At 69.4% G+C, this 21,271-nt stretch carries 18 protein-coding genes and 1 pseudogene; 5 read left to right on the top strand and 14 right to left on the bottom strand.

Going from position 1 to position 21,271, the window contains the following annotated elements:
* Positions 1-70: 70 nt before the first annotated feature.
* Positions 71-919 carry an alpha/beta fold hydrolase gene (locus BTZ20_RS00295; protein WP_077039971.1) on the bottom strand — a complete coding sequence of 283 codons (849 nt, stop codon included), beginning with the start codon at positions 917-919 and terminating at the stop codon, positions 71-73.
* A 425-nt stretch (positions 920-1,344) separates the two neighbouring features.
* Between BTZ20_RS00295 and BTZ20_RS00300 the strand changes: the two genes are divergently transcribed.
* Together BTZ20_RS00300 and BTZ20_RS00305 are read left to right on the top strand one after the other, a co-directional pair.
* Positions 1,345-2,865, top strand: a complete 1,521-nt coding sequence (locus tag BTZ20_RS00300) for an MFS transporter (protein WP_077043351.1) — start codon at positions 1,345-1,347, stop codon at positions 2,863-2,865.
* Positions 2,866-3,057: 192 nt separating this feature from the next.
* Positions 3,058-3,936: an alpha/beta fold hydrolase gene (locus tag BTZ20_RS00305; RefSeq protein WP_077039972.1), complete on the top strand. Its 879-nt coding sequence runs from the start codon at positions 3,058-3,060 to the stop codon at positions 3,934-3,936.
* A gap of 145 nt (positions 3,937-4,081) precedes the next feature.
* On the opposite strand, the gene dmpG is transcribed toward BTZ20_RS00305, so the two are convergent.
* Genes dmpG through BTZ20_RS00320 form a run of 3 tightly spaced genes read right to left on the bottom strand, consistent with a single transcriptional unit; the run spans position 4,082 to position 6,878 of the window.
* Entirely contained in the window at positions 4,082-5,116 is a 1,035-nt protein-coding gene (gene dmpG, locus BTZ20_RS00310; RefSeq protein WP_077039973.1) for a 4-hydroxy-2-oxovalerate aldolase, read from the bottom strand.
* Positions 5,113-6,057 carry an acetaldehyde dehydrogenase (acetylating) gene (locus BTZ20_RS00315; RefSeq protein ID WP_077039974.1) on the bottom strand — a complete coding sequence of 315 codons (945 nt, stop codon included), beginning with the start codon at positions 6,055-6,057 and terminating at the stop codon, positions 5,113-5,115. The genes dmpG and BTZ20_RS00315 overlap by 4 nt, the downstream gene beginning before the upstream one ends.
* Positions 6,054-6,878 (bottom strand): 2-keto-4-pentenoate hydratase, encoded by an 825-nt coding sequence (locus BTZ20_RS00320; RefSeq protein ID WP_077039975.1) that lies wholly within the window; start codon positions 6,876-6,878, stop codon positions 6,054-6,056. The genes BTZ20_RS00315 and BTZ20_RS00320 overlap by 4 nt, the downstream gene beginning before the upstream one ends.
* A 69-nt stretch (positions 6,879-6,947) precedes the next feature.
* Between BTZ20_RS00320 and BTZ20_RS00325 the strand changes: the two genes are divergently transcribed.
* Together BTZ20_RS00325 and BTZ20_RS00330 are read left to right on the top strand one after the other, a co-directional pair.
* On the top strand, positions 6,948-7,709 hold the full coding sequence (locus tag BTZ20_RS00325) for an IclR family transcriptional regulator (protein WP_077043352.1): 762 nt from the start codon (positions 6,948-6,950) through the stop codon (positions 7,707-7,709).
* A 115-nt stretch (positions 7,710-7,824) separates the two neighbouring features.
* Positions 7,825-8,502 (top strand): PaaI family thioesterase, encoded by a 678-nt coding sequence (locus tag BTZ20_RS00330; RefSeq protein WP_077039976.1) that lies wholly within the window; start codon positions 7,825-7,827, stop codon positions 8,500-8,502.
* Positions 8,503-8,534: 32 nt separating this feature from the next.
* Here BTZ20_RS00330 and BTZ20_RS00335 read toward each other — a convergent pair whose 3' ends face one another.
* From BTZ20_RS00335 to BTZ20_RS00380, 10 genes and pseudogenes are all read right to left on the bottom strand, one after another.
* Positions 8,535-10,052, bottom strand: a complete 1,518-nt coding sequence (locus BTZ20_RS00335; protein ID WP_077039977.1) for an HNH endonuclease signature motif containing protein — start codon at positions 10,050-10,052, stop codon at positions 8,535-8,537.
* A 118-nt stretch (positions 10,053-10,170) separates the two neighbouring features.
* Positions 10,171-10,848, bottom strand: a complete 678-nt coding sequence (locus tag BTZ20_RS00340) for an SDR family oxidoreductase (RefSeq protein WP_077039978.1) — start codon at positions 10,846-10,848, stop codon at positions 10,171-10,173.
* A 32-nt stretch (positions 10,849-10,880) separates the two neighbouring features.
* The gene (locus tag BTZ20_RS00345; protein ID WP_077039979.1) at positions 10,881-11,642 is read right to left on the bottom strand and encodes an ABC transporter permease; all 762 of its coding nucleotides are present in this window, start codon (positions 11,640-11,642) and stop codon (positions 10,881-10,883) included.
* The gene (locus tag BTZ20_RS00350) at positions 11,639-12,607 is read right to left on the bottom strand and encodes an ATP-binding cassette domain-containing protein (protein WP_223263545.1); all 969 of its coding nucleotides are present in this window, start codon (positions 12,605-12,607) and stop codon (positions 11,639-11,641) included. Before BTZ20_RS00350 ends, BTZ20_RS00345 begins: the two co-directional genes overlap by 4 nt.
* A gap of 39 nt (positions 12,608-12,646) precedes the next feature.
* The gene (locus BTZ20_RS00355) at positions 12,647-13,792 is read right to left on the bottom strand and encodes a sulfate/molybdate ABC transporter ATP-binding protein (protein WP_223263546.1); all 1,146 of its coding nucleotides are present in this window, start codon (positions 13,790-13,792) and stop codon (positions 12,647-12,649) included.
* Positions 13,789-14,601: an ABC transporter permease gene (locus BTZ20_RS00360; RefSeq protein WP_083742862.1), complete on the bottom strand. Its 813-nt coding sequence runs from the start codon at positions 14,599-14,601 to the stop codon at positions 13,789-13,791. Before BTZ20_RS00360 ends, BTZ20_RS00355 begins: the two co-directional genes overlap by 4 nt.
* Before the next feature lie 23 nt (positions 14,602-14,624).
* Positions 14,625-15,425, bottom strand: coding sequence for a molybdate ABC transporter substrate-binding protein (gene modA, locus BTZ20_RS00365; RefSeq protein ID WP_077043356.1), 801 nt, complete (start codon positions 15,423-15,425; stop codon positions 14,625-14,627).
* 17 nt (positions 15,426-15,442) lie between these two features.
* The gene (locus BTZ20_RS00370) at positions 15,443-15,847 is read right to left on the bottom strand and encodes a molybdopterin-binding protein (RefSeq protein WP_077039980.1); all 405 of its coding nucleotides are present in this window, start codon (positions 15,845-15,847) and stop codon (positions 15,443-15,445) included.
* 59 nt (positions 15,848-15,906) lie between these two features.
* Positions 15,907-16,488 carry a hypothetical protein gene (locus BTZ20_RS00375; protein WP_083742439.1) on the bottom strand — a complete coding sequence of 194 codons (582 nt, stop codon included), beginning with the start codon at positions 16,486-16,488 and terminating at the stop codon, positions 15,907-15,909.
* A gap of 87 nt (positions 16,489-16,575) precedes the next feature.
* Positions 16,576-20,807: pseudogene (locus BTZ20_RS00380) on the bottom strand (molybdopterin-dependent oxidoreductase).
* A gap of 215 nt (positions 20,808-21,022) precedes the next feature.
* On the opposite strand from BTZ20_RS00380, the gene BTZ20_RS00385 reads away from it, so the two are divergent.
* Positions 21,023-21,235 carry a molybdopterin-binding protein gene (locus tag BTZ20_RS00385; protein WP_027502128.1) on the top strand — a complete coding sequence of 71 codons (213 nt, stop codon included), beginning with the start codon at positions 21,023-21,025 and terminating at the stop codon, positions 21,233-21,235.
* The last annotated feature ends 36 nt before the right edge of the window (positions 21,236-21,271 follow it).

Here is a 21,271-nt window from a genome sequence, read left to right on the forward strand (position 1 = left end):
TTGACCCAATGTCACATTCGTTCAGTTCGACCGAACGAGTGTGACATTGGGTCACGGTCGTTTTCGGGGCCTAGCGCCCCAGGAACTCCAGGGTGAGGCGCTCGAAGTCCGTCTTGCGCTCGATCTGTGCCCAGTGCCCGCAGCGTGAGAACACGTGCAGTTCCGCGTTCGGCATCTGCCGGAACGGGAACAGGCTGCCCTCGTAGGGCAGCATCCGGTCGTCCCGGCCCCAGACGAGCAGCGTCTCCTGCTGCACCTGGGCCGCCCTGGCCCACAGCTGCGGCCGGTCCGCGAACCGCGGATCGGAGAACGTCTGAAAGATCTTGAAGGTGTTGGCGATCGCGCCCGGCGCCAGGGCGTTCGCCAGCCGCTGGTCGATCAGTTCGTCGGTGACCACCGCGGGGTTGCCCACCATTGTGTCCACCCACGCGACCATGCCCTCGCGCGTCGGGTTCGCCAGGAACTCGAACAGCCGGCGTGAGCCCTCGCTCACCGGCGGCGCGAAACTGTTGACCGCGAGCCCGCCGGGGCCCATCAGCACCATCCTGCGCACCCGCTCCGGGTGGGCCAGGGCGAATTCCGTACCGACGTTGCCGCCCATGGAGTTTCCGACGATGTCGACGCTCTCGATACCGAGCTCGTCGAGGAAGAAGCGGATCGCGTCGGCGGCCACCCGCGGGTACACGTCGTTCCACTCCAGTGCCGGGCTGCGCCCGAAGCCGGGCATGTCCAGGACGATCGTGCGGTGGTGCTCGGCGAAGACGGGGAGGTTCCCCGCGAAATTCGACCAGCCGCTCACCCCGGGACCGGAGCCGTGCAGCATCAGCAGCACCGGGCCGGTACCCGCCTCGTGATAGTGCAGCTCGTACTCGCCGGTGATGGTCCTGCTGGTGCTCTCGAAATCAAGGGCGGCCGTCATGGAACTCCTTCTGGTGGTCGACATCACATTCCCGGCTCCAAGGTAGCCAGCGCGCACGGCGTGCGCGGCGATCTCGTGCCGCTCATCGGGAGATACGGACGCGGGCGCGGGTGCCGCTGCCCTACGCTGCCCTGCCCCGCGGTCCTGGCTCGTGACGATCGTCTCGTGGCGGGAGTCGGCGGACAGTGCTACACGCCCGATTTGCCTATTTACCTCAGTATTTCGGCCCCAATCGGTGCGTAAAACGCGCGGATCTCCCGCTGGGCGGAACAACGGATGGTGCGGGACGGGCTCTGGGAACTGTGATGTCGATTACACATTCAGTCGGCAAGCACCTGGTGAATGTGAACACCCACCACATGCCCGGCTCGAATCCTCGTCGGTCTCCGACACCGAGTTCGCGGAACACCCGAAAGGACCCGATGATGGTCGCTCCAGCTCAACCCGGCGGATCTGTCCCGCCGCAGGTTCAGGACGCACTCCCGCAGCGGTGGACGCCGCGGCTGATCTTCTCCCTGGCCTCGATCGTGCTCGTGCTCGAGATGCTCGCGATCAGCTACATGATGATCTCGATGGCGATCCCGGCGATTGCCGGGCACTACCAGACCACCCAGGGCGCGTGGCTGCTCACGTCGTTCCTGCTCGTCGGCGCGATGACCGCGCCCCTGATCGGCAAGCTCGCCGACATGTACGGCAAGCGCAAGCTGCTGCTGGCGTGCATCGCGATCGCCGCACTGGGGTCGTTCGTCTCCGCGGTCGCGGGGAGCTACGCCGTGCTCATCGCCGGACGCGCGCTGTCCGGCCTGTTGGTGCCCTGCCTGTTCCTGAGCTACTCGCTGATCCGTGACGTGTTCCCGGCCAAGACGATCGCGCTCGCGGTGAGCATCGCGACCAGCGGCATGGGCCTGATCGCCATCCCCGCCCCGTTCATCACCGGCTGGCTGATCGACAACCACGGCTTCCGCAGCATCTTCTGGTTCTTCGTGATCGGCCTGGTGATCCTGGGCGGCATGATCTTCGTCAGCACCGACGAGTCCACGGTGCGGCTGCGCTCGCGCCTGGACTTCCTCGGCGCCCTGCTGCTCGGTGGCGGTATCGCCGGCATCCTCATCGCGATCAGCTTCGGCCCGACGTGGGGCTGGAAGGCGGGCTCGACGCTGGCGTACCTGTTCGGTGGCATCGCGCTGGTCGTGGCGTGGCTCGTCACCGCGGCCACCATGAAGGAGCCGCTGATCGACCTCAAGGTGCTGCGTCGCCGTCCGGTCATCCTGACCGCCACCGCGGCCGGGTTCATCTACGGCGTCAGCGGCCTGTACACGATGCTGCTGCCGATGATGGTCATGACACCGGCGATCATGGGTCTCGGCTACGGGTTCGGTGTCGACGCCGAGGGCTTCGCGATCTTCCAGGCTCCGATCGGCGCCATGACCGTGGTCGGCGGCCTGATCGTCGGCGTGCTGGTCGGTCGCCACGTCAAGCCGCGTCCGCTGCTGGCCATCGGCATGGTCTCGGCCGCCATCGGTTGCTCCCTGACCGCGTTCTCGCACGACTCCAAGGGCACGCTGATCGTGTTCGCGGGCCTGGTCGGTCTCGGTATGGGCATGGGCTACGCATCGATCCCCAACCTGCTGATCGAGGCGGTCCCGCCGCAGCTGCAGGCGTCCACCGCGAGCATCGTCGGCGTGTTCCAGAGCGTGTTCCCTGCCGCGCTGCCGGTGATCGCGTTCACCGTCATGAACAACTCGCACATCGCGCCGATCCCCCTGGAGATGACGCAGGGCATGGCGTTCTACACCGACAAGGGCTTCCAGATCGCCTTCCTCATCGCGGCGGCCGCCGCCGTGGCGGGCCTGGTCGCGGGTCTGCTGCTGCCGCGCCGCATCGAGCAGGTGGCGGTGCCCACCTCCGCGGCCGCGGGCGAGCCCGCGATGGCAACGGTCGACTAGTCGCCCGCAGGCGATACCTCGCCAGGTGAAGGGCATTCCTGTCCGGTCCGACCGGATGGGGGTGCCCTTCACCCGTGTCCGGGCTCGGGTTGCCCACTGACCGGAACGGCACCTGGGAGCGGGGCCGCGGCGGTGGCAGCGTGGCGGGTAATCGGCGGGCTGAGGCACCGCATCTTGAGACGGAGGTAGGCGATGACATCGGACCTGAGCTACGAGGGCACCCTGCGGGAGGTCACCACCGACGCGGGCGTCCTGCGCTATCACGAGGCGGGCGACGGTCCCCCGCTGTTGCTGCTGCACGGGTCGGGCCCCGGCGTCACCGGGTGGCGTAACTACAGGGGCAACCTCGGCTTCTTCGCCGAGCACTTCCGTTGTCTCGTATTGGAATTCCCGGGCTTCGGCGTCAGCGACGACTTCGGCGGCCACCCGATGGTCACCGCGCTGCAGTCGGTTGAGGTGTTCGTCGACGCGCTCGGGCTCGACAGCGTCGACATCATCGGCAACTCGATGGGCGGCGGCGTCGGTATCAGCTACGCGATCAACCACCCCGACAAGGTGCGCCGGCTCGTGACCATCGGCGGCATCGGTAAGAACATCTTCAGCCCCGGCCCGGGCGAGGGCATCAAGCTGCTCCAGGAGTTCACCGAGGCGCCGACCCGCGAGCGCCTCATCCAGTGGCTGCACTCGATGGTCTACGACCCGTCGATGGTGACCGAGGAACTCATCGAGGAGCGCTGGACCCAGGCCACCGATCCGGAGACCCTCGACAGCGCCCGCCGGATGTACGGCAAGGCCGCGTTCGCGCAGATGGTGAAGATGATGGAGGCCTCCGATGCGCCGCCGCCGTGGGCGATGATGCACAAGGTCAAGGCGCCGACGTTGCTGACGTGGGGCCGCGACGACCGGGTCAGCCCGCTGGACATGGCGCTGATCCCGATGCGCACCATCCCCAATGCCGAGCTGCACGTGTTCCCGAACTGTGGGCACTGGGCGATGATCGAGCAGAAGGAGGCGTTCGAATCCGCCGTCCTCGCCTTCCTGCTCCGCAAGGACGCGGCCGGCAGGCCCTGACCGTCACCATCGCGCGCAGCGCCGAGGCATCGAACGTGCCTCGGCGCTGCGCGCTTTCGCATAGCCGTCAGACACCACGCGTGAAAAACAACTCGGGCGCTGTGACCGAAACGGTCACAGCGCCCGAGGGTCGAGATGCCTGGGGTCAGGCGCTGGCGCCCTTGCCCTCGCGCTCCGCAACCAGGTTCAGAGCGATGTCGACGAGCATGTCCTCCTGGCCGCCGACCAGCTTGCGCTTGCCTGCCTCGAGCAGCAGGGTGCGGACGTCGATGCCGTAGCGGGCCGACGCCGTCTCCGCGTGCCGCAGGAAGCTCGAGTACACACCGGCGTAGCCGAGGGTCAGGGTCTCGCGGTCGACGCGCACCGGCCGGTCCTGCAGCGGACGGACGATGTCGTCGGCGGCGTCCTGCAGGGCGAACACATCGCAGCCGTGCTTCCACTCGTACAGGTCGGCGACCGCGATGAACGGCTCGATCGGGCAGTTGCCCGCGCCCGCACCGTGCCCGGCGAGGGACGCGTCGACGCGGTAGACACCCTCCTCGACGGCGACGACGCTGTTCGCCACCGACAGCGAGAGGTTCTCGTGGGCGTGGATGCCGATCTCGGTGCCCTCGTTGAGGACCTCGCGGTAGGCGCGGACCCGGTCGCGGACCCCACCCATGGTCAGGCGTCCACCCGAGTCGGTGACGTAGACGCAGTGCGCGCCATACGATTCCATCAGCTTGGCCTGCTTGGCGAGTTCCTCGGCGGGAGCCATGTGGCTCATCATCAGGAAGCCGGAGACGTCCATGCCGATTTCGCGGGCGGTCTCGATGTGCTGGGCGGAGACGTCGGCCTCGGTGCAGTGCGTCGCGATGCGCACCGACCGCACGCCCAGCTTGTAGGCGTGCTTGAGCTCCTCGATGGTGCCGACACCGGGCAGCAGCAGCGTGGTCAGCCGGGCGTTCTGGATGGACTCCGCCGCGGCCTCGATCCACTCCCAGTCGGTGTGCGAGCCGGGACCGTAGTTCACGGACCCGCCGGCGAGACCGTCACCGTGGGCGACCTCGATGGCGTCGACGCCTGCGGCGTCGAGGGCCGACACGATGCGCTTGACGTCCTCCGGCGAGATCCGGTGGCGCACCGCGTGCATGCCGTCCCGGAGGGTGACGTCCTGGACGAAGATGGTGGGGTTGCTCATCGGGTGGCTTCCTTCTTCTGTGCGATTCGCTCCGCGATCTGCTGTCCTGCGGAGGTCATGATGTCGAGGTTGCCGGCGTAAGCGGGCAGGTAGTGTCCGGCGCCCTCGACCTCGAGGAAGATCGACACCTGGTGGGTCGGGCGGTTGCCGTCGACGACCAGGGTCTCGACCGGCTGGTCGGCGGGGATCTCCGTGATCTGGACCTGCTGCTTGAGGCGGTATCCGGGGACGTAGGCCGAGACGTCGCCGACCATCTTCTCGATCGACTGGCGGATCTCGTCGTGGGTGGCCGGGTCCGGCGCGTCGACGAGGCAGAAGACCGTGTCGCGCATGATCAGCGGCGGCTCGGCGGGGTTGAGGATGATGATGGCCTTGCCGCGCTTGGCGCCGCCGACCGACACGATCGCCGCGGACGTGGTCTCGGTGAACTCGTCGATGTTGGCGCGGGTACCGGGGCCAGCCGACTTCGACGCGATCGACGCGACGATCTCGGCGTACGCCACAGGGACCACCCGGGAGACGGCCGCGACCATCGGGATGGTGGCCTGGCCACCACACGTCACCATGTTCACGTTCGGCGCGTCGAGGTGGTCGTCGCCGTTGACCGCGGGGATCACGTACGGCCCGATGGCGGCCGGGGTGAGGTCGATCATGCGCTTGCCGAGCGGGGCCAGGCGCGCGTTGTTCGCGACGTGCGCCTTCGCCGACGTCGCGTCGAAGACGATCTCGATCTCGTCGAAGTTCGGCAGGCCGACGAGGCCCTCGACGCCCTCAGCGGTGATCGGCACGCCGAGCTTCGCCGCCCGTGCCAGACCGTCGGAGGCGGGGTCGATACCGACCATCGCGCCCATTTCCAGGTGCTCCGAATGGTTGAGCACCTTGATCATCAGATCGGTGCCGATGTTGCCTGATCCGATGATCGCAACCTTGACTTTGCTCATGCTTCCTTCTCTCCCACGAAACGGGCGGTCACGGTGCCGAGACCGGACACAGTGACGGTGACGGTATTGCCGGCGGCGACGGTCGCCATCGGGCCGAGGGCACCGGACAGGATCACCTGACCGGCGAGCAGCGGCTGGCCGAGATCGCGCGCCGCGCGGGCGAGCCACACCACGGCCTCGATCGGGTCGCCGAGGCAGGCGGCGCCGTTTCCGGAGGAGACCTCCTGGCCGTCGACGGCCATCGACATGACGACGTCGACAGGCGCGACCTCGTCGAGGGTGCGGCGCTCGGTCCCGAGGACGTACACGCCGGACGACGCGTTGTCGGCGACGGTGTCGCCGAAGCGGATGTCCCAGTTCTCGATGCGGCTGTCGCAGATCTCCAGTGCGGCGACGGCGTACTCGATCGCGCCGCGGACCTGGGCTGCGTCCAGTGGGCCGTCGGCCAGGTCCGCGCCGAGCACGAACGCGACCTCGCCCTCGATCTTCGGCTGGATCAGCAGGCTCATCGGGATGTCGGCGCCATTGGCGTACGCCATGTTGTCGAAAAGGACGCCGAGGTCGGGCTGGTCGACGCCGAGCTGCTGCTGGACGGCCACCGAGGTCAGGCCGATCTTGCGTCCAACGACCTTGGCGCCTGCCTGCTGCCGGAGGTCGTTGACGCGCTGCTGGACGGCGTAGGCGGCGGCGAGGTCGTCGGCGCCGATCAGATCCCGCACCGGCGAGCAGGGCACACCGGCCGCGGCGGCGGACGCGAGGCGGTCCGCGGCGGTGGCGATGTCGGACTCGCTCGCCGCGATGGAGTTCGTGGGCTGGCTCATGGCCCCTACTGTTACGGGATCCGTGCGGCCGAACCAGCCCTTCGTCTCACTCAGCGATACGCTCGAATGATGACGGGCGCCGCGAACCTCGACACCGTGCTCGGCAAGGCGGTGACGATCCTGCGCGCCTTCCGGCCCGACGACAACGCCCTGGCCCTTGCCGAGCTGGTGCGCCGGACCGGACTGCACAAGGCGACAGTGCACCGTCTATCCGGCGAACTGGTCGCGAACCGGCTCCTCGACCGCGTCGACGGCGGCTACCGGCTCAGCGGCGGGCTCTTCGAACTGGGGATGCGGGCATCGCTCGAACGCAGCCTGCTCGAAGTCGCGATGCCGTTTCTGCAGGACCTGTACGAGCGGACCCACGAGACCGTGCACCTCGGCGTTCGGGAGGGTCACGACGTCGTGTACATCGCCAAGATCGGTGGTCACCGCCAGGCGAAATCCCCCTCCCGGGCTGGTGGTCGAAATCCGTTGCACTGCACCGCGATCGGCAAGGCCATGCTGGCGTATGCAGCTCCGGGGATCCAGCAAGAGGTGCTCTCGTCGCCGATGACCCGGCGCACGGCACACACCGTGGTGGCACCCGGATTGCTGCGCCGCCAGCTGACGCGAATCGTGGAGACCGGCGTGGCGTTCGAACACGAGGAATCCGCACTCGGCCTCAATTGTGTGGCCGCGCCGGTGCTCGGACAGGGTGAGGAGCCGCTCGCGGCCGTCAGCGTCACCGGGCCGACCGGACGGTTCCGGCCGGAGAGTCAGGTCGAAGCTGTACGCGCGGCGGCCGCAGGGCTGGGGAGTACCTTGGCGCGACGCGAGCGGCTCCGGTAGCGCGCCGAACGTCGTCCGCACCGTATGTAGAGTGCACATCGCACCGCATGACGCTCCGTGCACTAGGACCGTTGCCCTCGTGCCCGGTGTCGACTTACCGCATTAGTGAGGCACTGTGACTGACTCGATCGCTCACCAACAACAGCTCTATGTCGCCGACGGACTGTCCGACGACGAGATCGCGCAGCAGGCCGACCTGTACGGGCCGCTGACCGACAGCGTCCGAGAGCTGATCGAGATCGCGCTGCTGACCGAGGTCGACGACCAGGAGGTGCGCGCCGCGCAGGAGCACATCGAGTCCGCCAAGCGGTTGCTGCGCCAGCGGACGATCCCCGGACCGTACGGCGTGCGCTGGGGCGCCTCGGGTCAGAAGCGGGCCTGGGGCAACGCCGCGGCCGGGCTCCGCAACGCGATCGCGCCGCCGTTGTTCCTCGAGACCGATCCGGACGGGCGCGCGTGGGCCGACTTCCACCTCGGTGCCGCCTATGAGGGACCCGCCGGACTGACCCACGGCGGCGTGTCTGCCCTTGTGCTCGATCAGGTGCTCGGCGCGGCCGCCGAGGCGGGCGGTGCCCCCGGCATGACCGGGACGTTGACCCTGCGCTACCGCCGCCCCACCCCGCTCGGCGCCCTGCACGCCGAGGCGCGCATCGATCGCCTCGAGGGCGTCAAGACCATCGTCACCGGTCATCTCGCCGGGCCGGACGGGGTCTGCGTCGAGGCGGAGGGGGTTTTCATCCTGCCGCGTTGGGTTCGGGACAGGAACAGCGCCACGGTGTCCGATCCGGTCTGACCCTGCGGCGGTCGCCCCTGTCCCTCGCGCAGTTACGGCTCATCGTCGCCTGCCCTGCTGCCACCATGAGGTCTTCCACCCATTTGGCCGCGGCTGCGGGCGTGGGTTTCGTTGTGTTCCATCGCTGTTCGACCGGCGCGGTCGAGGAGTTCCCCGGGATGGTGGCGGTAGTTGACCCGCGGCCGCTGCCGCGGGTCGATGTGCGGGGGTGGGGTCCATTGGGCCTGGCCGGCGAAGGCTGTGCCGTCGGGGGCGATGCCGGTCTGCCAGCCGCCGGGCCCGTCGTGGATGAGGGCGTGGCAGGCGTCGCAGCCCAACGTCAGCTCGTCGATGTCGGTGTTGCCGCCCTTGCGCCAGTCGTGGACGTGATGGACCGCGGTCGTGGTGGCGGGGGCGTCGCAGCCAGGCCGGGTGCAACCGCCCTCGGCGGCGATCAACGCGAGGCGTTGGTCGGCGGAGGCGAGCCGTTTGACGCGCCCCAGGTGGAGCGGTCGGCCGTTGTGATCGAACAGCGCCAGCACAGGGTGGGAGCGTTCGGCCATCTTGAGTGCGTCCTTGATCGGGACCGCGCCGCCGGAGGCCGTGGTGACCACGCCGGCGGCGTGGTCCAACTGATCGAGGCGCATCGTGATGATCGTCGTGACCGGCAGCCCGCGGTGGGTGCCCAGCGCCCCGGACCCCAGTAGCCCGCGCAGGACCTGCTTGAGGGCGTCGTGATTCCGTTGTGCGGCGGTGCGGGTATCTCGGGCGGCCGCCCGACCGAGCTCGTTCCGATCGATGTTCGCGGATTCTGCGTCTCCACGGGGTGATTGGGGATCGTCGGGATTGTTCATCCCCGGTCGGGCGAGTTTGGCCAGCACCGGATCCAGCAGTGCCCTGGTTTCCGGATCCAGCCACCCGGACACGGGCGTCATGAGGTCGGAGTCCTGGCGCCCGAGGCGGAGCCCGCGGCGGCGGGCACGATCCTTGTCGTCGGTGAGCTTGCCGTCCGGGTTCAGGTACGCCAGTAGTCGTTGGCCTGCTCTCGCCACGTCCTCGGGCGTACCGTGCCGGGCCAACTCCGCCAGTACCCGCTCGGCGGTCTCGACCTCAGGAGTGGGGGTGGCGCTGGGAATCTTGTGGACCACCTCGCGCACTGCCGCGGCATGCTCGGCGCCGATGTCACCGTCGCGTTGTGCGGCGGCGGCCGCCGGGAGGGTCGCCGGTAGCTCCTCGCCGGACAGGGTGTGCCAGGTGCCGAGCTTCCTCGCGGCGGTCACTCTCCTGCTCGCGTCCCCCGCGGAGATCCGCAGCACGTCGATCAGGAGCTTGTTGACCGACGCGCAGCCGTTCTTTCCTGGGAGTCCACGCTCGACCGACTCGACGATCAGGCGGTGCCCGATCGCGGCGGCGGCGCGCAGAGTGGCCTCCATCCCGCGTAGCGCACCCAGGACGTCGGAGTCCGGTAGTCCGGTGAGATCATCCGCATCCAGTCCGTCGACAGCAGCGGCCAGTCCCGCCAGGTGCTCTGCGACCTGATCGGATCCCCCACCGCACGCGCTCGAACGCATGTGCTAATTCTAGCGAGGGGGTCCGACACGGATGTGTCGTCGACACAACGCGCGAAATTGATCCGAGCTGCCACCGGTGAAGCGACACCGGAGCCGCCGTGGCGTCCGGTAGTACGGACTACCGGACGATCGGACGAAGGATGACCTCGGTCGGGTGTGCGTCGCGCGGGGTCTCGATCGCACTCCTAACCGCGCCCGCGACCGTGCCGGCCTTGAGGAATTGGTCCGGGTCGTACTCGCCGCCCTCGGTCGTGATGATGTCGCGCTGCATGTCGGTGTCGATCCGGCCCGGGTGGATCGAGGTCACCCGCAGGGCGGGCTCCTCCAGCCGCAGCGCATCGCCGAACGCGCGTAGCGCGAACTTGCTGGCCGCGTAGGCGCCCCAGCCTGCGTTGACGCGGAGCCCGGCGCCCGAATTGATCAGCACCACATGCCCGTTCGCGGCGCGCAGTGCGGGCAGCAGCAGCCGGGTCAGCTCCGCGACGGCCACCACGTTCGTCTCGAACGTCCGGCGCCACGCCTCGACGGAGGTCTCGGCGACCGGACCGAGCTCGGCCACCCCCGCGTTGTGCACCAGGACGTCGAGGCGCTCGATTCCCGCGACCGCGGCGGCGACCGCGCCGTGGTCGGTGAGATCCGCCGGCCAGCCGACGGCACCGGGCAGCTCCGCGAGTATCGGCTGCAGGGACTCGGGGCGGCGCGCGCCGAGCAGCAGGTCGTGGGTGGGCGCGAGCTCGCGGGCGATGGCGGCGCCGAGCCCGCGGCTCGCCCCCGTGATCAGTGCAGTCGGACGCATGGGGTCGAGGCTAGCCGAACCGTCGGGGCGCCCTACGCGTTCTCCTTGGCGAAGGTGCGGGCCCCGATCAGGCCCAGCACCAGCGCGAGGCTGACGGTGACGAGGGTCCCGATGTAGACGTCGGAGGACCCGAAGTCGCCGCGGAACAGGGCACGGGCGGCATCGACGGTGTGCGAGAGCGGGTTGAGCCGCGCCAGCGTCTGCAGCCACCCGGGGCCGAGGGTCATCGGCAGCAGGATTCCCGAGAGCAGCAGCAGCGGAACCGAAACCATGTTCAGCACGGAGGCCAGCGAGTCCTCGGACCGTGTCGCCAACGCGAGCGCGTACGAGGCGGAGGACATCCCGGCCGCGATGATGGCGACCAGGATCAGCGTCAGCACGAAGCCGAGCGGGTTGGGCCGCAGGTCGAAGAGCAGCACCGCGACCAGGGTCAGGATGCTGGCCTGGACCATGAGCACCACCATGTCCTTGAGCACCCGGCCGAGCAGCAGTGCCCCGCGGCTGGCCGGGGTGACCCGCTGGCGCTCGATGATTCCGGCGCGCAGCTCGTAGACCATCGCGAAGCCCGCGAACATCGAGCCGAACAGTCCGATCTGCATGATCAGACCGGGCGTGAACACCAGCCAGGGGTCGGTGCCCGCGCCCATCGAGCCTGCGACGCCCTCGAGCAGCGGGCCGAACAGCACCAGGTAGAGGATCGGCTGGGTCAGCCCGATCAGGACCCACAGCGGGTTGCGCAGGTTCGCGCGCAGATGCGCCCAGAAGATCAGGCCGGTCTCGTTGAGGAAGCTCATGCTCGGTCTCCGTCCCGAAGGGATCGTCCTGTCACGGTCAGGAACACGTCGTCGAGGCTGGGCCGTTTGACGGTGAGCGAGCCCGGCACGATGCCGGCGCCCTGCAGCGCGTGCAGCAGCGGGATGACGGCCGCGTCGCCGTGCTCGACGGTCAGGTGCACGTGGTGGCCCTCGGTCAGCTGCGAGCGCAGGTCGAGGGCGTCGTCGGCGACCGCGATGGCGCGTGCCGCCAGCTCGGGCGCGATCTCGAGGCTGATCACGTCGCCCGAGATGCGCCGCTTGAGCTCGTCAGGGGTTCCCTCCGCGACGATCTCGCCGTGGTCCATCACCAGGATGCGGTCGCACAGCGCGTCGGCCTCGTCGAGATAGTGCGTGGTGAGCACGATGGTGGTGCCGCGGTCGCGCAGCGAGCGGATGTGGTCCCACAGGTTGGCGCGGCTCTGCGGGTCAAGGCCGGTGGTCGGCTCGTCGAGGTAGATGAGGTTCGGCTGGTGCACGAGTCCGAGCGCGATGTCCACCCGTCTGCGTTGACCGCCCGAGAGCTGCTTGCACTTTCGGCCTCCGAGGCCGTCCAGGTCGAGGGCGCCGAGCAGCGCCTCGGCGTTCGCGACGGCGGCCGCCTTGCTCAGTCCGAACAGCCTGGCCTGCAGGATCAGTTCGTCGAGGACCAGCTCCTCCTCGTTGGTGGACCCGCCCTGCGCGACGTATCCGATCCGGGAACGGACCCCGCGTGGATCCCGGCGCAGGTCCGCCCCGGAGACCGTGGCCTCGCCCGCGGTCGGGTTGATGAGGGTGCTGATCATGCGCAGCGTGGTCGTCTTGCCCGCACCGTTGGGACCGAGCAGTCCGAGGATCTCGCCCTCGTACACCTGGAAGTCGATGCCCTTGACGGCCTCGACGGGTCCTGTCTTGGTCGTGAACGTGCGCGCGAGCCCCGAGACGCTGATCATGGCTGGGATGCTCATGGGCTCACGATAAGCAGACCCACCGACATCCGCGACCGATCAAATGTCCGTCGGGCGCGCGGGCGCGGCCGGGGCCAGCGCCGGATGCAGCTCCATCTCCTGTGTCTTGACGACGAAGTAGACGTGCTGTCCCGGGGCGAGGTCGAGGTCGGCGACCGCGGCCGCCGTGACGTCCGCCGCGGGTCCGATGCTGCCGTCCGGGTGGTCCGCTCCCCTGACCCGGACGGTGGCCCCGTGTACGTCCAGTTCCGCGATGGTCACCGCGATCACGTTGCGCGGGCTGGCGTGCGGCGGCTCGAGGTGCACGGCGACCGCGCCCGGCCGGAACAGGGCGACGGCGTCGGATCCCACCGTCGCCTCTCCGATCCCGGACAGCGTTGTGCCCCAGGAGGTCCGGAGGAGTCCCGGCTCCTCGATCGTCCCGGACACCAGGTTGACCCCCGCCATCCGGGCGGCGAAGGCGCTGCGCGGCGAGGTCAGCACCTCGCGCACGCTCCCCCGTTCGACGATCCGCCCGGACTCGAGGACGATCACGCGGTCGGCGAGTGCGAGGGCGTCGAGCAGGTCGTGGGTGACGAGCACGGCGGTGCGCCGCTCCTCCCGCAGGATCCGGCGCAGCAGTCGGCGCACCGCAGGCGCCGAGCCGACATCGAGAGCCGCCATGGGTTCGTCCAGCAGCAGCAGTCGCGGGTCGGCGGCGAGGGCGCGGGCGATCGCGACGCGCTGGGCCTGGCCGCCGGACAGCTGCGACGGCCGCCTGTCCGCGAGCGGTTCGGCCTCCACCTCGCGGAGCCAGCGGTCGGCGATCCCGCGTGCCGCGGAACGGGTTTCGCCCCTGCTGCGCGGGGCGAACGCGACGTTCTCGGCGACGCTCAGGTGCGGGAACAGCAACGCCTGCTGCGACAGCATCGCCACGCCGCGCGCGTGGGCGGGTACGAACGCCCCCGACGTCGTGTCGGTGAGCACCCGCCCCTCGAGCTCGACGCGGCCCCGGTCGGGTCGGACCAGCCCGGCGATCAGCGAGAGCAGCGTCGACTTGCCTGCCCCGTTCGGGCCGAGGACGGCCAGCACCTGCCCCGGTTCGAGGTCGAGGTCGAGGTCGACGTCGCGATGGTCGAGTCGGGCATGGACCCGGAGCCCGTCGCGGCTCGCGGCCCGTGGCACGGTCTCGGTGGCTCGGTTCACAGCACACCGCCGGACCGGCGCCTGCTGGTGCCGATCACGATCAGCGCGGCGACCAGGACGAGCAGCAGCGACAGCGCCACCGCGGCCTCCGGATCGGTCTCGCGCTGCAGGTAGATCTCCAGGGGCAGGGTCCGGGTGACGCCCTGCAGCGAGCCCGCGAAGGTGAGGGTGGCGCCGAACTCGCCCAGCGAGCGTGCGAAGGCCAGCACGGCGCCGGAGATCAAACCGGGCAGCACGAGCGGGAGGGTGACCCGGCGCAGCACGGTGGTCGGCCGGGCGCCGAGGGTGGCGGCCACCGTCTCGTAGCGCTTGCCTGCCGTGCGCAGCGCGCCCTCGAGGCTGACGACGAGGAACGGCAGCGCGACGAAGGTCTGCGCGAGGACCACCGCAGTGGTGGTGAACGCGATCCGGATCCCGAAGGCCTCGAGCTGGTGCCCGAGCAGGCCCTGGCGGCCGAAGGTGTAGAGCAGCGCGATGCCGCCGACGACGGGCGGCAGCACGAGCGGCAGCAAGACCAACGATCGCAGCACCGACTGGCCGGGAAAGCTGCTGCGGGCCAGGACGAGCGCCATCGGGACCCCGATGAGCACGCACAGGACCGTGCTCGCGGTTGCCGTCTTCAGGCTCAGCAGCAGTGCGGCCCTGGATGATTCGGAGGTGACGAGCGGCACGAAGTGTGCCCAGTCGATCTCCAGCAGCATCGCCACCAGCGGCAGGATCACGAAGCAGGCGCCCAGCAGGGCCGGGAGGTACACCCATCGGGGCAGTCCCACCGCGACCTCGCCCCCGGGTCCCCGGGAGCGGGTCACGGTGCGGAGCACCCCGATGGGAGTCACGGTGCGGCGAATCCCGCCCCGGCGAGCACCTGACGGCCGGTGGGCCCGGTGACGAGTTCGACGAACTCTGCTGCGACGGGGCTGTTCTCGGAGCTCTTGAGCGCCGCGATCGGGTAGGTGTTCACGGCGCCCGCGGACTCGGGGAACGGGACCGTGGTGACGGCGGCACCGGCGCCAGCGGCGTCGGTGACGTAGACCAGCCCGGCATCCGCCTGGCCGGAGGTGACCTTCCCGAGCACGTCGGTGACGGATGACTCCTCGCTGACCGGCGTGATGTCGGTGCCGGTGGCCTCCTCGACCTTCTGGCTCGCCGCCCCGCACGGCACCTGCGGCGCGCACACGACCACCTGGTTGCCGGGGTTCGCGAGGTCGGCGAAGGTGGCGATGCGCTTCGGGTTGCCGGGCGGGGTCACGATCGTGAGCGTATTGGTGGCGAAGTTCACCGGGGCGGTGGCGGTGAGCCCGGCGTCGACGGCCTTGGTCATGTTCTTGGTGTCGGCGGAGGCGAACACGTCCGCGGGCGCGCCCTGCGTGAGCTGGGCGACCAGGTCGGAAGAGCCTGCGAAGCTGAACTCGACGTTGGTGCCGGGGTGCTCGGCCTCGAACTTCTCGCCGAGCTCGGTGAACGTCTTCTTCAGCGAGGCCGCCGCGAAGACGGTGATGTCGCCGCTGACCGGGGAGGCAGCCGCGGACGTGGTGGCCTGGCCGGCCGGCTCGGAGTCCGAGCTGGAGCAGCCGGCGACGAGTGCGGCGGCGGTCAACGCGGCGAGCGCCGCGGCCGTCGGGCCGATGCGCATCGCGCGGGAAGTGCGGGTCACGACATTCCTCCTGGGGTTTCGACGATCACGGTGGTCGCCTTGACCACCGCCACGGCAACCTTCCCGGGCTCGAGCCCGAGTTCGGCCGCGGATTCACTGCTCATCAGCGAGACCACCGTGAAGGGGCCGCACTGCATCTGCACCTCGGCCATCACCTTGTCGGCGGTCACCTTGGTGACCAGGCCGACCAGGCGGTTGCGGGCGGAGCTGCCCACCCCGAGCGGGTCCGGCGGGGGCGTCGCGTGCTCGCGCGCGAAATCGGCGAGGGCCTTGCCGTCGATGACCTTGCGGCCCGACTCGTCCTTGGTGGCGGCGAGGCTGCCGCCGTCGATCCAGCGACGGACGGTGTCATCGCTGACCCCGAGCAGTGCGGCCGCGTCCTTGATCCGTATCGACGACACGTGAATCCTTCCGTTGGAACGGCTTTCGGTGCCGTCGGTGTTCTAGAGCGTTGCGGTGGTCAGTTCACGCCGAGGTCGACCACCCGTAGCTCGGTCAGTCCGCCGACGTAGCGACCACCCTTTCCGTCACCGGGGACCACCAGTCGTGGCTGCTCCAGCGGCCGACCGTCCTCCGTGTAGGCCAGGAGTATCGGCGTTGCGGCGAACTCCGGGGCGAACTCGCCCCACGAGACGGCGGCGCGGTATCCGTCGGATCCCGTGGCCAGCACGGCCAGCCGCAGGGCCGGGTTCTTCGCGCTGCCGTCGGTGACGACGTCGAGGCCGCTGAGGACGTCTACGAGGGCGGCGCCTTCGTAGACGTGTGACTGCCTGCCCTTGCTGCTGTCGAACTCCACCGCCTGGGTCTGGGCGGGGAAGGACCGCAGCCGCTCGGCGGTCACCGTGACCGGTTCCTTGACGGCGCCGACGACCCTGACCCCGGCGGGCTGCTCGGCAGCTGCTTCCTGGGCGACGCCGGCGGAGGAAACCGGCCCCGCCGCGGACACGACGACCACGCCGTCGTCGGACGCGCAGGCGGAGCCGACGAGCGCGACGCCCACCAGGAGAATGGCAGAGCAGGCATTGTTCCGCGTTCGCGTCATGTAGTGAACTCTAGAACAGAATTTGCGCTGATTCGATACGTGATTCCCCGCAACTGCGGTTCTGTGAACCCCAGAATTGTCGATGGGTCAGTAGACATCGCGCACGTACCTCTTGTCGGCGGACAGGGATCGCACGTAGGCCTTCGCCTCATCGGGGTCGAGGCGCCCGTGCTCCCCCGCGATCTCGACGAGGGCCTGGTCCACATCCTTGGCCATCCGGCTCGCATCACCGCACACGTAGAAGTGGGCACCGCTGCGGAGCCAGTCCCACAGCTGCGCGCCGCGCTCGCGCATCCGGTCCTGGACATAGACCTTGTGCTCCTGATCGCGCGAGAACGCCAGATCGAGCTCGGTGAGGTGGCCGTCCCGGTGCATCGACTCGATCTCGTCGCGGTAGTAGAAGTCGGTCGCGGCGTGCTGCTCACCGAAGAAGAGCCAGTTCGGTCCGGAGTGCCCGAGCGCGCGGCGATCGTGCAGGAACCCACGGAACGGGGCGATGCCGGTACCGGGTCCAACCATGATCATCGGTGTATCGGAACCGCTCGGCGGTCGGAAGTGGCTCGACTTCTGCACGTAGATGCCGATCTGCCTGCCCCGCGCGTGATCGGCGAGGAACGTCGAGCACACCCCCGTGCGGGCGGCGCCCGCGACGTCGAAACGCACCGCGGAGACGGTCAGCTGGACCTCGTCGGGGTTGTGCTTGGCGCTCGACGAGATCGAATAGAGCCGTGGCTGAAGAGGTTTGAGTGCGCCCAGCCACTCGTTCGGGTCGGCGCGGGTGGGCAGCTCTGCGAGCACGTCGACCGATTGGCGCCGCCAGATCCAGCGCTCGAGATCGGCCTTGTTCTCGGGCTGGAGCAGGGCGCCCAGATTCTCGTCACCGGTTCGCTCGGACACGAAGCGGAGCAGATCCGGGGTGATCCGGGCAATCTCCAGACGTTCGGTCAGCGCCGTCCGCAACGACATCGATCCGTATCGGGGAACGTCCACCACGGACTCGCCGGTCGAACCGGTGACCGCCAGCCACTCGTCGACCAGCTGCTCGCTGTTGCGCGGCCACACCCCGAGAGCGTCGCCCGCATCGTAGGCGAAGTCGGGATCGGAGGTGTCAAAGGCGAACTGCCGCACATCCTTCGACGATCCGGCACCGCTGAGCGAGATGTTCTTGACCAGCGTCGTCAGCAGCGGGTTCTTCTTCCCGAAGGGGGCGATCTCGGGTTGCACTGCCGGTGCCGGTGCCGGAGCCGGTGCGGGTGCCGGCGCACCGACGGTGACCAGGTTTCGCTCGCGGACGGTCTCGACGGACAAGGCGGACAGGACGGTGTCGAGCCAGGCCGCGGCCGAATCCTCATAGTCGGGGTCGCAGTCCACCCGCGGGGCGATCCGGGTCGCGCCCAGCTCGGCCATCCTGGCATCGAGCTTGCGCCCGTGCCCGCAGAAGTCGTCGTAGCTCGGGTCCCCGAAGGCGAGCACCGAGAAGCGAGTCTGCGCCAGCGGTGCGGCGCCCTCGGCCGTGAGCATGGCCCACAGTCCGCTGCCGTTGTCCGGCGGATCCCCGTCGCCTGCCGTGCTGGTGATCAGCAGCAGCTCGCGGACCTCATGGAGGGCGCTGTGGTCGTACTCGTCCATGCCGTGCAGCGAGGCCGGATGGCCCGCCGCGGTCACCTGCGCGGCGCAGGCGGCGGCGAACTCCTCCGCCGTTCCGGTCTGGGAGGCCCAGAGGATCACAACCGGCGGACGCTCGGGCTCGGGGACGGCGGCCTCTTGCGGCATCAGTGCGGGTCGCGGCTCGGACCGGGGAAGCTCGGTGCCCAGGCCGCCGGAAACCGAACTGCGCGAGAACATCCCGGCCAGCAGCCCGTCGATCCACGCCCGGTTCTCCGGCTCGAACGGCGCACTGGCGGGCAGGGTCGGCACGCCGGGGGCGCTGCGTGCCCCGTCGGACCCCAGGGCCGTGAGCATGCCTGCGAGATACCGCCGTTCGAGGGCGCCGAACGCGGCTGCGGGCTCCGCGTCCAGCCCGAGGATGCGGGCGAGCGTGTCGACCTGGGGCAAGGTTGTTTCCTCCGTGCGGGGTGCCGCGGGCTCGGGGCTCGGATCCCCGGCGACCGCGAGCGGCGTTTCGTCGTCGGCGCTCGCGGACACTCGGGTGAGGGTCACGGCGCACGCCTTGAACTCGGGCTGCTGGGAGATGGGGTCGATCGCGTCGTTGGTGACCGCGTTGATGCTGAGGTATTCGCCGAACGCGTCGTTCCAGTGGAAGGGGGCGAAGCAGTTCCCCGGCCGGACCCGGTCGGTCACCACGGCGGGCAGCACGGCGCGGCCGCGCCGGGAGGCGACCTCGACCCGGTCGTCCTGCGCGATCCCGAGCCGGTCCGCGTCCTCGGGGTGGATCTCGACGAACGGCCCGGGGTTGAGCTTGTTCAGCTTGGCGACCTTGCCGGTCTTGGTCATCGTGTGCCACTGGTGCGGGAGCCTGCCGGTGTTCAGCAGGATCGGGTAGTCGTCGTCGGGCATCTCCGACGGCTCGATGTGCGGGCGGGCGAAGAACACCGCCCGGCCGGTCGCGGTCGGGAAGGCCAGCCGCGGCGTCGTCCCGTCCTCGCGCACCAACAGCGTCTGGCTGACTCCGTCGTTGAGGTAGCGGATGGGGTTGCGGTCCTCGTCGCGGCCCGGTGGAGCAGGCCACTGGACCGGGGTCTCGCGGAGCCGGTCGTAGCTGACGCCCCGCAGGTCGTAGCCGGTCTTGGGGTTCCAGAACCCCTTGATCTCCTCGAAGACCTCCTCGGCCGAGCCGTAGCCGAACGCCTCTGCGTAACCCATCTCGCAGGCCACCCTGGCGATGATCTGCCAGTCCGGCATGGACTGCCCGACGGGGTCGAGGGCCTGCCGGAACAGCGTCAGGTTGCGCTCGGAGTTGACCATCACGCCGTCGGACTCGGCCCACAGCGCCGCGGGCAGCGTGATGTCGGCGTAGTCGTTGGTCTCGGTTTCGAGGAAGGCGTCCTGCGTGATCACCAGTTCGGCGGCCTCGAGGCCCTCGATGACGGTCTTGCGGTTGGCCACCGTGGCAACGGGATTCGTGCAGATGATCCAGCACGCCTTGATCTCGCCCGCCGCCATCCGCCCGAACATCTCGATGGTGCCGCCGCCGGCCTCCGTGCGCAGTGATCCCCTCGGGATGCGCCAGCGGTCCTCGACGAACTCCCGGTCGGCGTCGGAGATCGCCGAGCGTTGCCCGGGCAGGCCGGGCCCCATGTATCCCATCTCGCGCCCGCCCATGGCGTTGGGCTGGCCGGTCAGTGAGAACGGTCCGCTGCCGGGCTCGCAGATCGCGCCGGTGGCCAGGTGCAGGTTGCAGAGCGCGTTGGTGTTCCAGGTGCCGTGGCTGCTCTGGTTCAGCCCCATCGTCCAGCAGCTCATCCAGTTCCGCGCGGATCCGATCCATTCGGCGGCCTGGCGGATCCGGTCCTCGGGGATGCCGGTGATCTCGCTGACCCGCCGCGGCGAGTAGTCGTCGAGGAAGCTCGGCATCACCTCCCAGCCCTCGGTGAACTCGTCGATGAACTCCTGGTCGGTGTGTCCGTTCGCGATGAGCAGGTGCAGCAGGCCGTTGAGCAGGGCGAGGTCGGTTCCCGGCTTGATCTGCATGAACAGATCGGACTTCTCGGCCGTGGTGGTGCGCCGCGGGTCGACGACGATGAGTTTCGCGCCGGCCTTCACCCGGTCCATCAGCCGGAGGAACAGGATCGGGTGGCAGTCGGCCATGTTGGCCCCGATCACGAAGAAGACGTCCGCGTGATCGAAATCCTGATAGGAGCCGGGCGGGCCGTCCGCGCCCAGCGACAGCTTGTAGCCGCTGCCCGCGCTCGCCATGCACAGCCGGGAGTTCGATTCGATCTGGTTGGTTCCGATGAAGCCCTTGGTGAGCTTGTTGGCCAAATACTGTGCCTCGAGCGACATCTGGCCGGAGACGTACAGCGCCATCGCGTCGGGGCCGTGCTCGTCGACGATCGACCGTAGGCGCGCCGCCGCCTCGCTGATCGCGTCGTCGACGTCGCGGGGCTGCGGAGGTTCGCCCCGTGATGGGCGTACCTGGGCGGTGTCCATGCGCCCCCGGCGGCGAGCATGTCGGCCGTGGTGGCGCCCTTGGTGCACAGGCGCCCGGAGTTGGTCGGATGCGCCTTGTCTCCTGCGGCCTTGGCGACGAGGCGCAGTCCGGTCGTGGCGTCGCGGCGGACGTCGAACGTCATGCCGCACCCGACTCCGCAGTACGCGCACACCGTCTTGACCACGGCGTCAGCCTGCTGCTCCGCCACCGCCCCTCCTTCCGGTCACAGTCGGTGCCAGGCACCCGTCAGGCGACCGCCGCGGGTCGCACACAAATCTTGATCCTCGGGTATTTCGCGGAATGGACTCCGCTGTTGCCGATACATGAACTAGTTCTCTCCGCCAATGCGGTTTCGTGTGTGCCCGGGCCCGTGCCGCCTTCGGTAGCGTGGCGTCCGTCATCCCATCGACCCGGAGGCTGTCCATGCGTCTGTCCACCCGCAACCAGCTGACCGGGGTCGTCACCGAGGTCACCGTCGGCGCCGTGATGGCGACCGTGAAGGTGCGCCTCGATGGGGGTGAGCAGATCGTGACCGCCTCCATCACCAAGGAGGCCGTCGAGGAGCTGGGTCTCGCGCCGGGGGTGCCGACGACCGTTCTCGTGAAGTCCACCGAGGTCATGCTTGCCGTCGAGTGAACGGCTGTGGCGGGGCCGAGGTGTTCCTAGACTGGG

Source organism: Rhodococcus sp. MTM3W5.2 (genome assembly GCF_001984015.1).
Classification (GTDB): domain Bacteria; phylum Actinomycetota; class Actinomycetes; order Mycobacteriales; family Mycobacteriaceae; genus Rhodococcus_G; species Rhodococcus_G oryzae.

Coding starts and splice junctions, on each gene's coding strand:
- BTZ20_RS00315 (WP_077039974.1), bottom strand. CDS start 6,057: ATGAGCAAAGTCAAGGTTGCGATCATCGGATCAGGCAACATCGGCACC.
- BTZ20_RS00335 (WP_077039977.1), bottom strand. CDS start 10,052: ATGCGTTCGAGCGCGTGCGGTGGGGGATCCGATCAGGTCGCAGAGCAC.
- BTZ20_RS00320 (WP_077039975.1), bottom strand. CDS start 6,878: ATGAGCCAGCCCACGAACTCCATCGCGGCGAGCGAGTCCGACATCGCC.
- modA (WP_077043356.1), bottom strand. CDS start 15,425: ATGCGCATCGGCCCGACGGCCGCGGCGCTCGCCGCGTTGACCGCCGCC.
- BTZ20_RS00300 (WP_077043351.1), top strand. CDS start 1,345: ATGGTCGCTCCAGCTCAACCCGGCGGATCTGTCCCGCCGCAGGTTCAG.
- BTZ20_RS00385 (WP_027502128.1), top strand. CDS start 21,023: ATGCGTCTGTCCACCCGCAACCAGCTGACCGGGGTCGTCACCGAGGTC.
- BTZ20_RS00345 (WP_077039979.1), bottom strand. CDS start 11,642: ATGAGCTTCCTCAACGAGACCGGCCTGATCTTCTGGGCGCATCTGCGC.
- BTZ20_RS00305 (WP_077039972.1), top strand. CDS start 3,058: ATGACATCGGACCTGAGCTACGAGGGCACCCTGCGGGAGGTCACCACC.
- BTZ20_RS00340 (WP_077039978.1), bottom strand. CDS start 10,848: ATGCGTCCGACTGCACTGATCACGGGGGCGAGCCGCGGGCTCGGCGCC.
- BTZ20_RS00295 (WP_077039971.1), bottom strand. CDS start 919: ATGACGGCCGCCCTTGATTTCGAGAGCACCAGCAGGACCATCACCGGC.
- BTZ20_RS00375 (WP_083742439.1), bottom strand. CDS start 16,488: ATGACGCGAACGCGGAACAATGCCTGCTCTGCCATTCTCCTGGTGGGC.
- BTZ20_RS00325 (WP_077043352.1), top strand. CDS start 6,948: ATGACGGGCGCCGCGAACCTCGACACCGTGCTCGGCAAGGCGGTGACG.
- dmpG (WP_077039973.1), bottom strand. CDS start 5,116: ATGAGCAACCCCACCATCTTCGTCCAGGACGTCACCCTCCGGGACGGC.
- BTZ20_RS00350 (WP_223263545.1), bottom strand. CDS start 12,607: ATGAGCATCCCAGCCATGATCAGCGTCTCGGGGCTCGCGCGCACGTTC.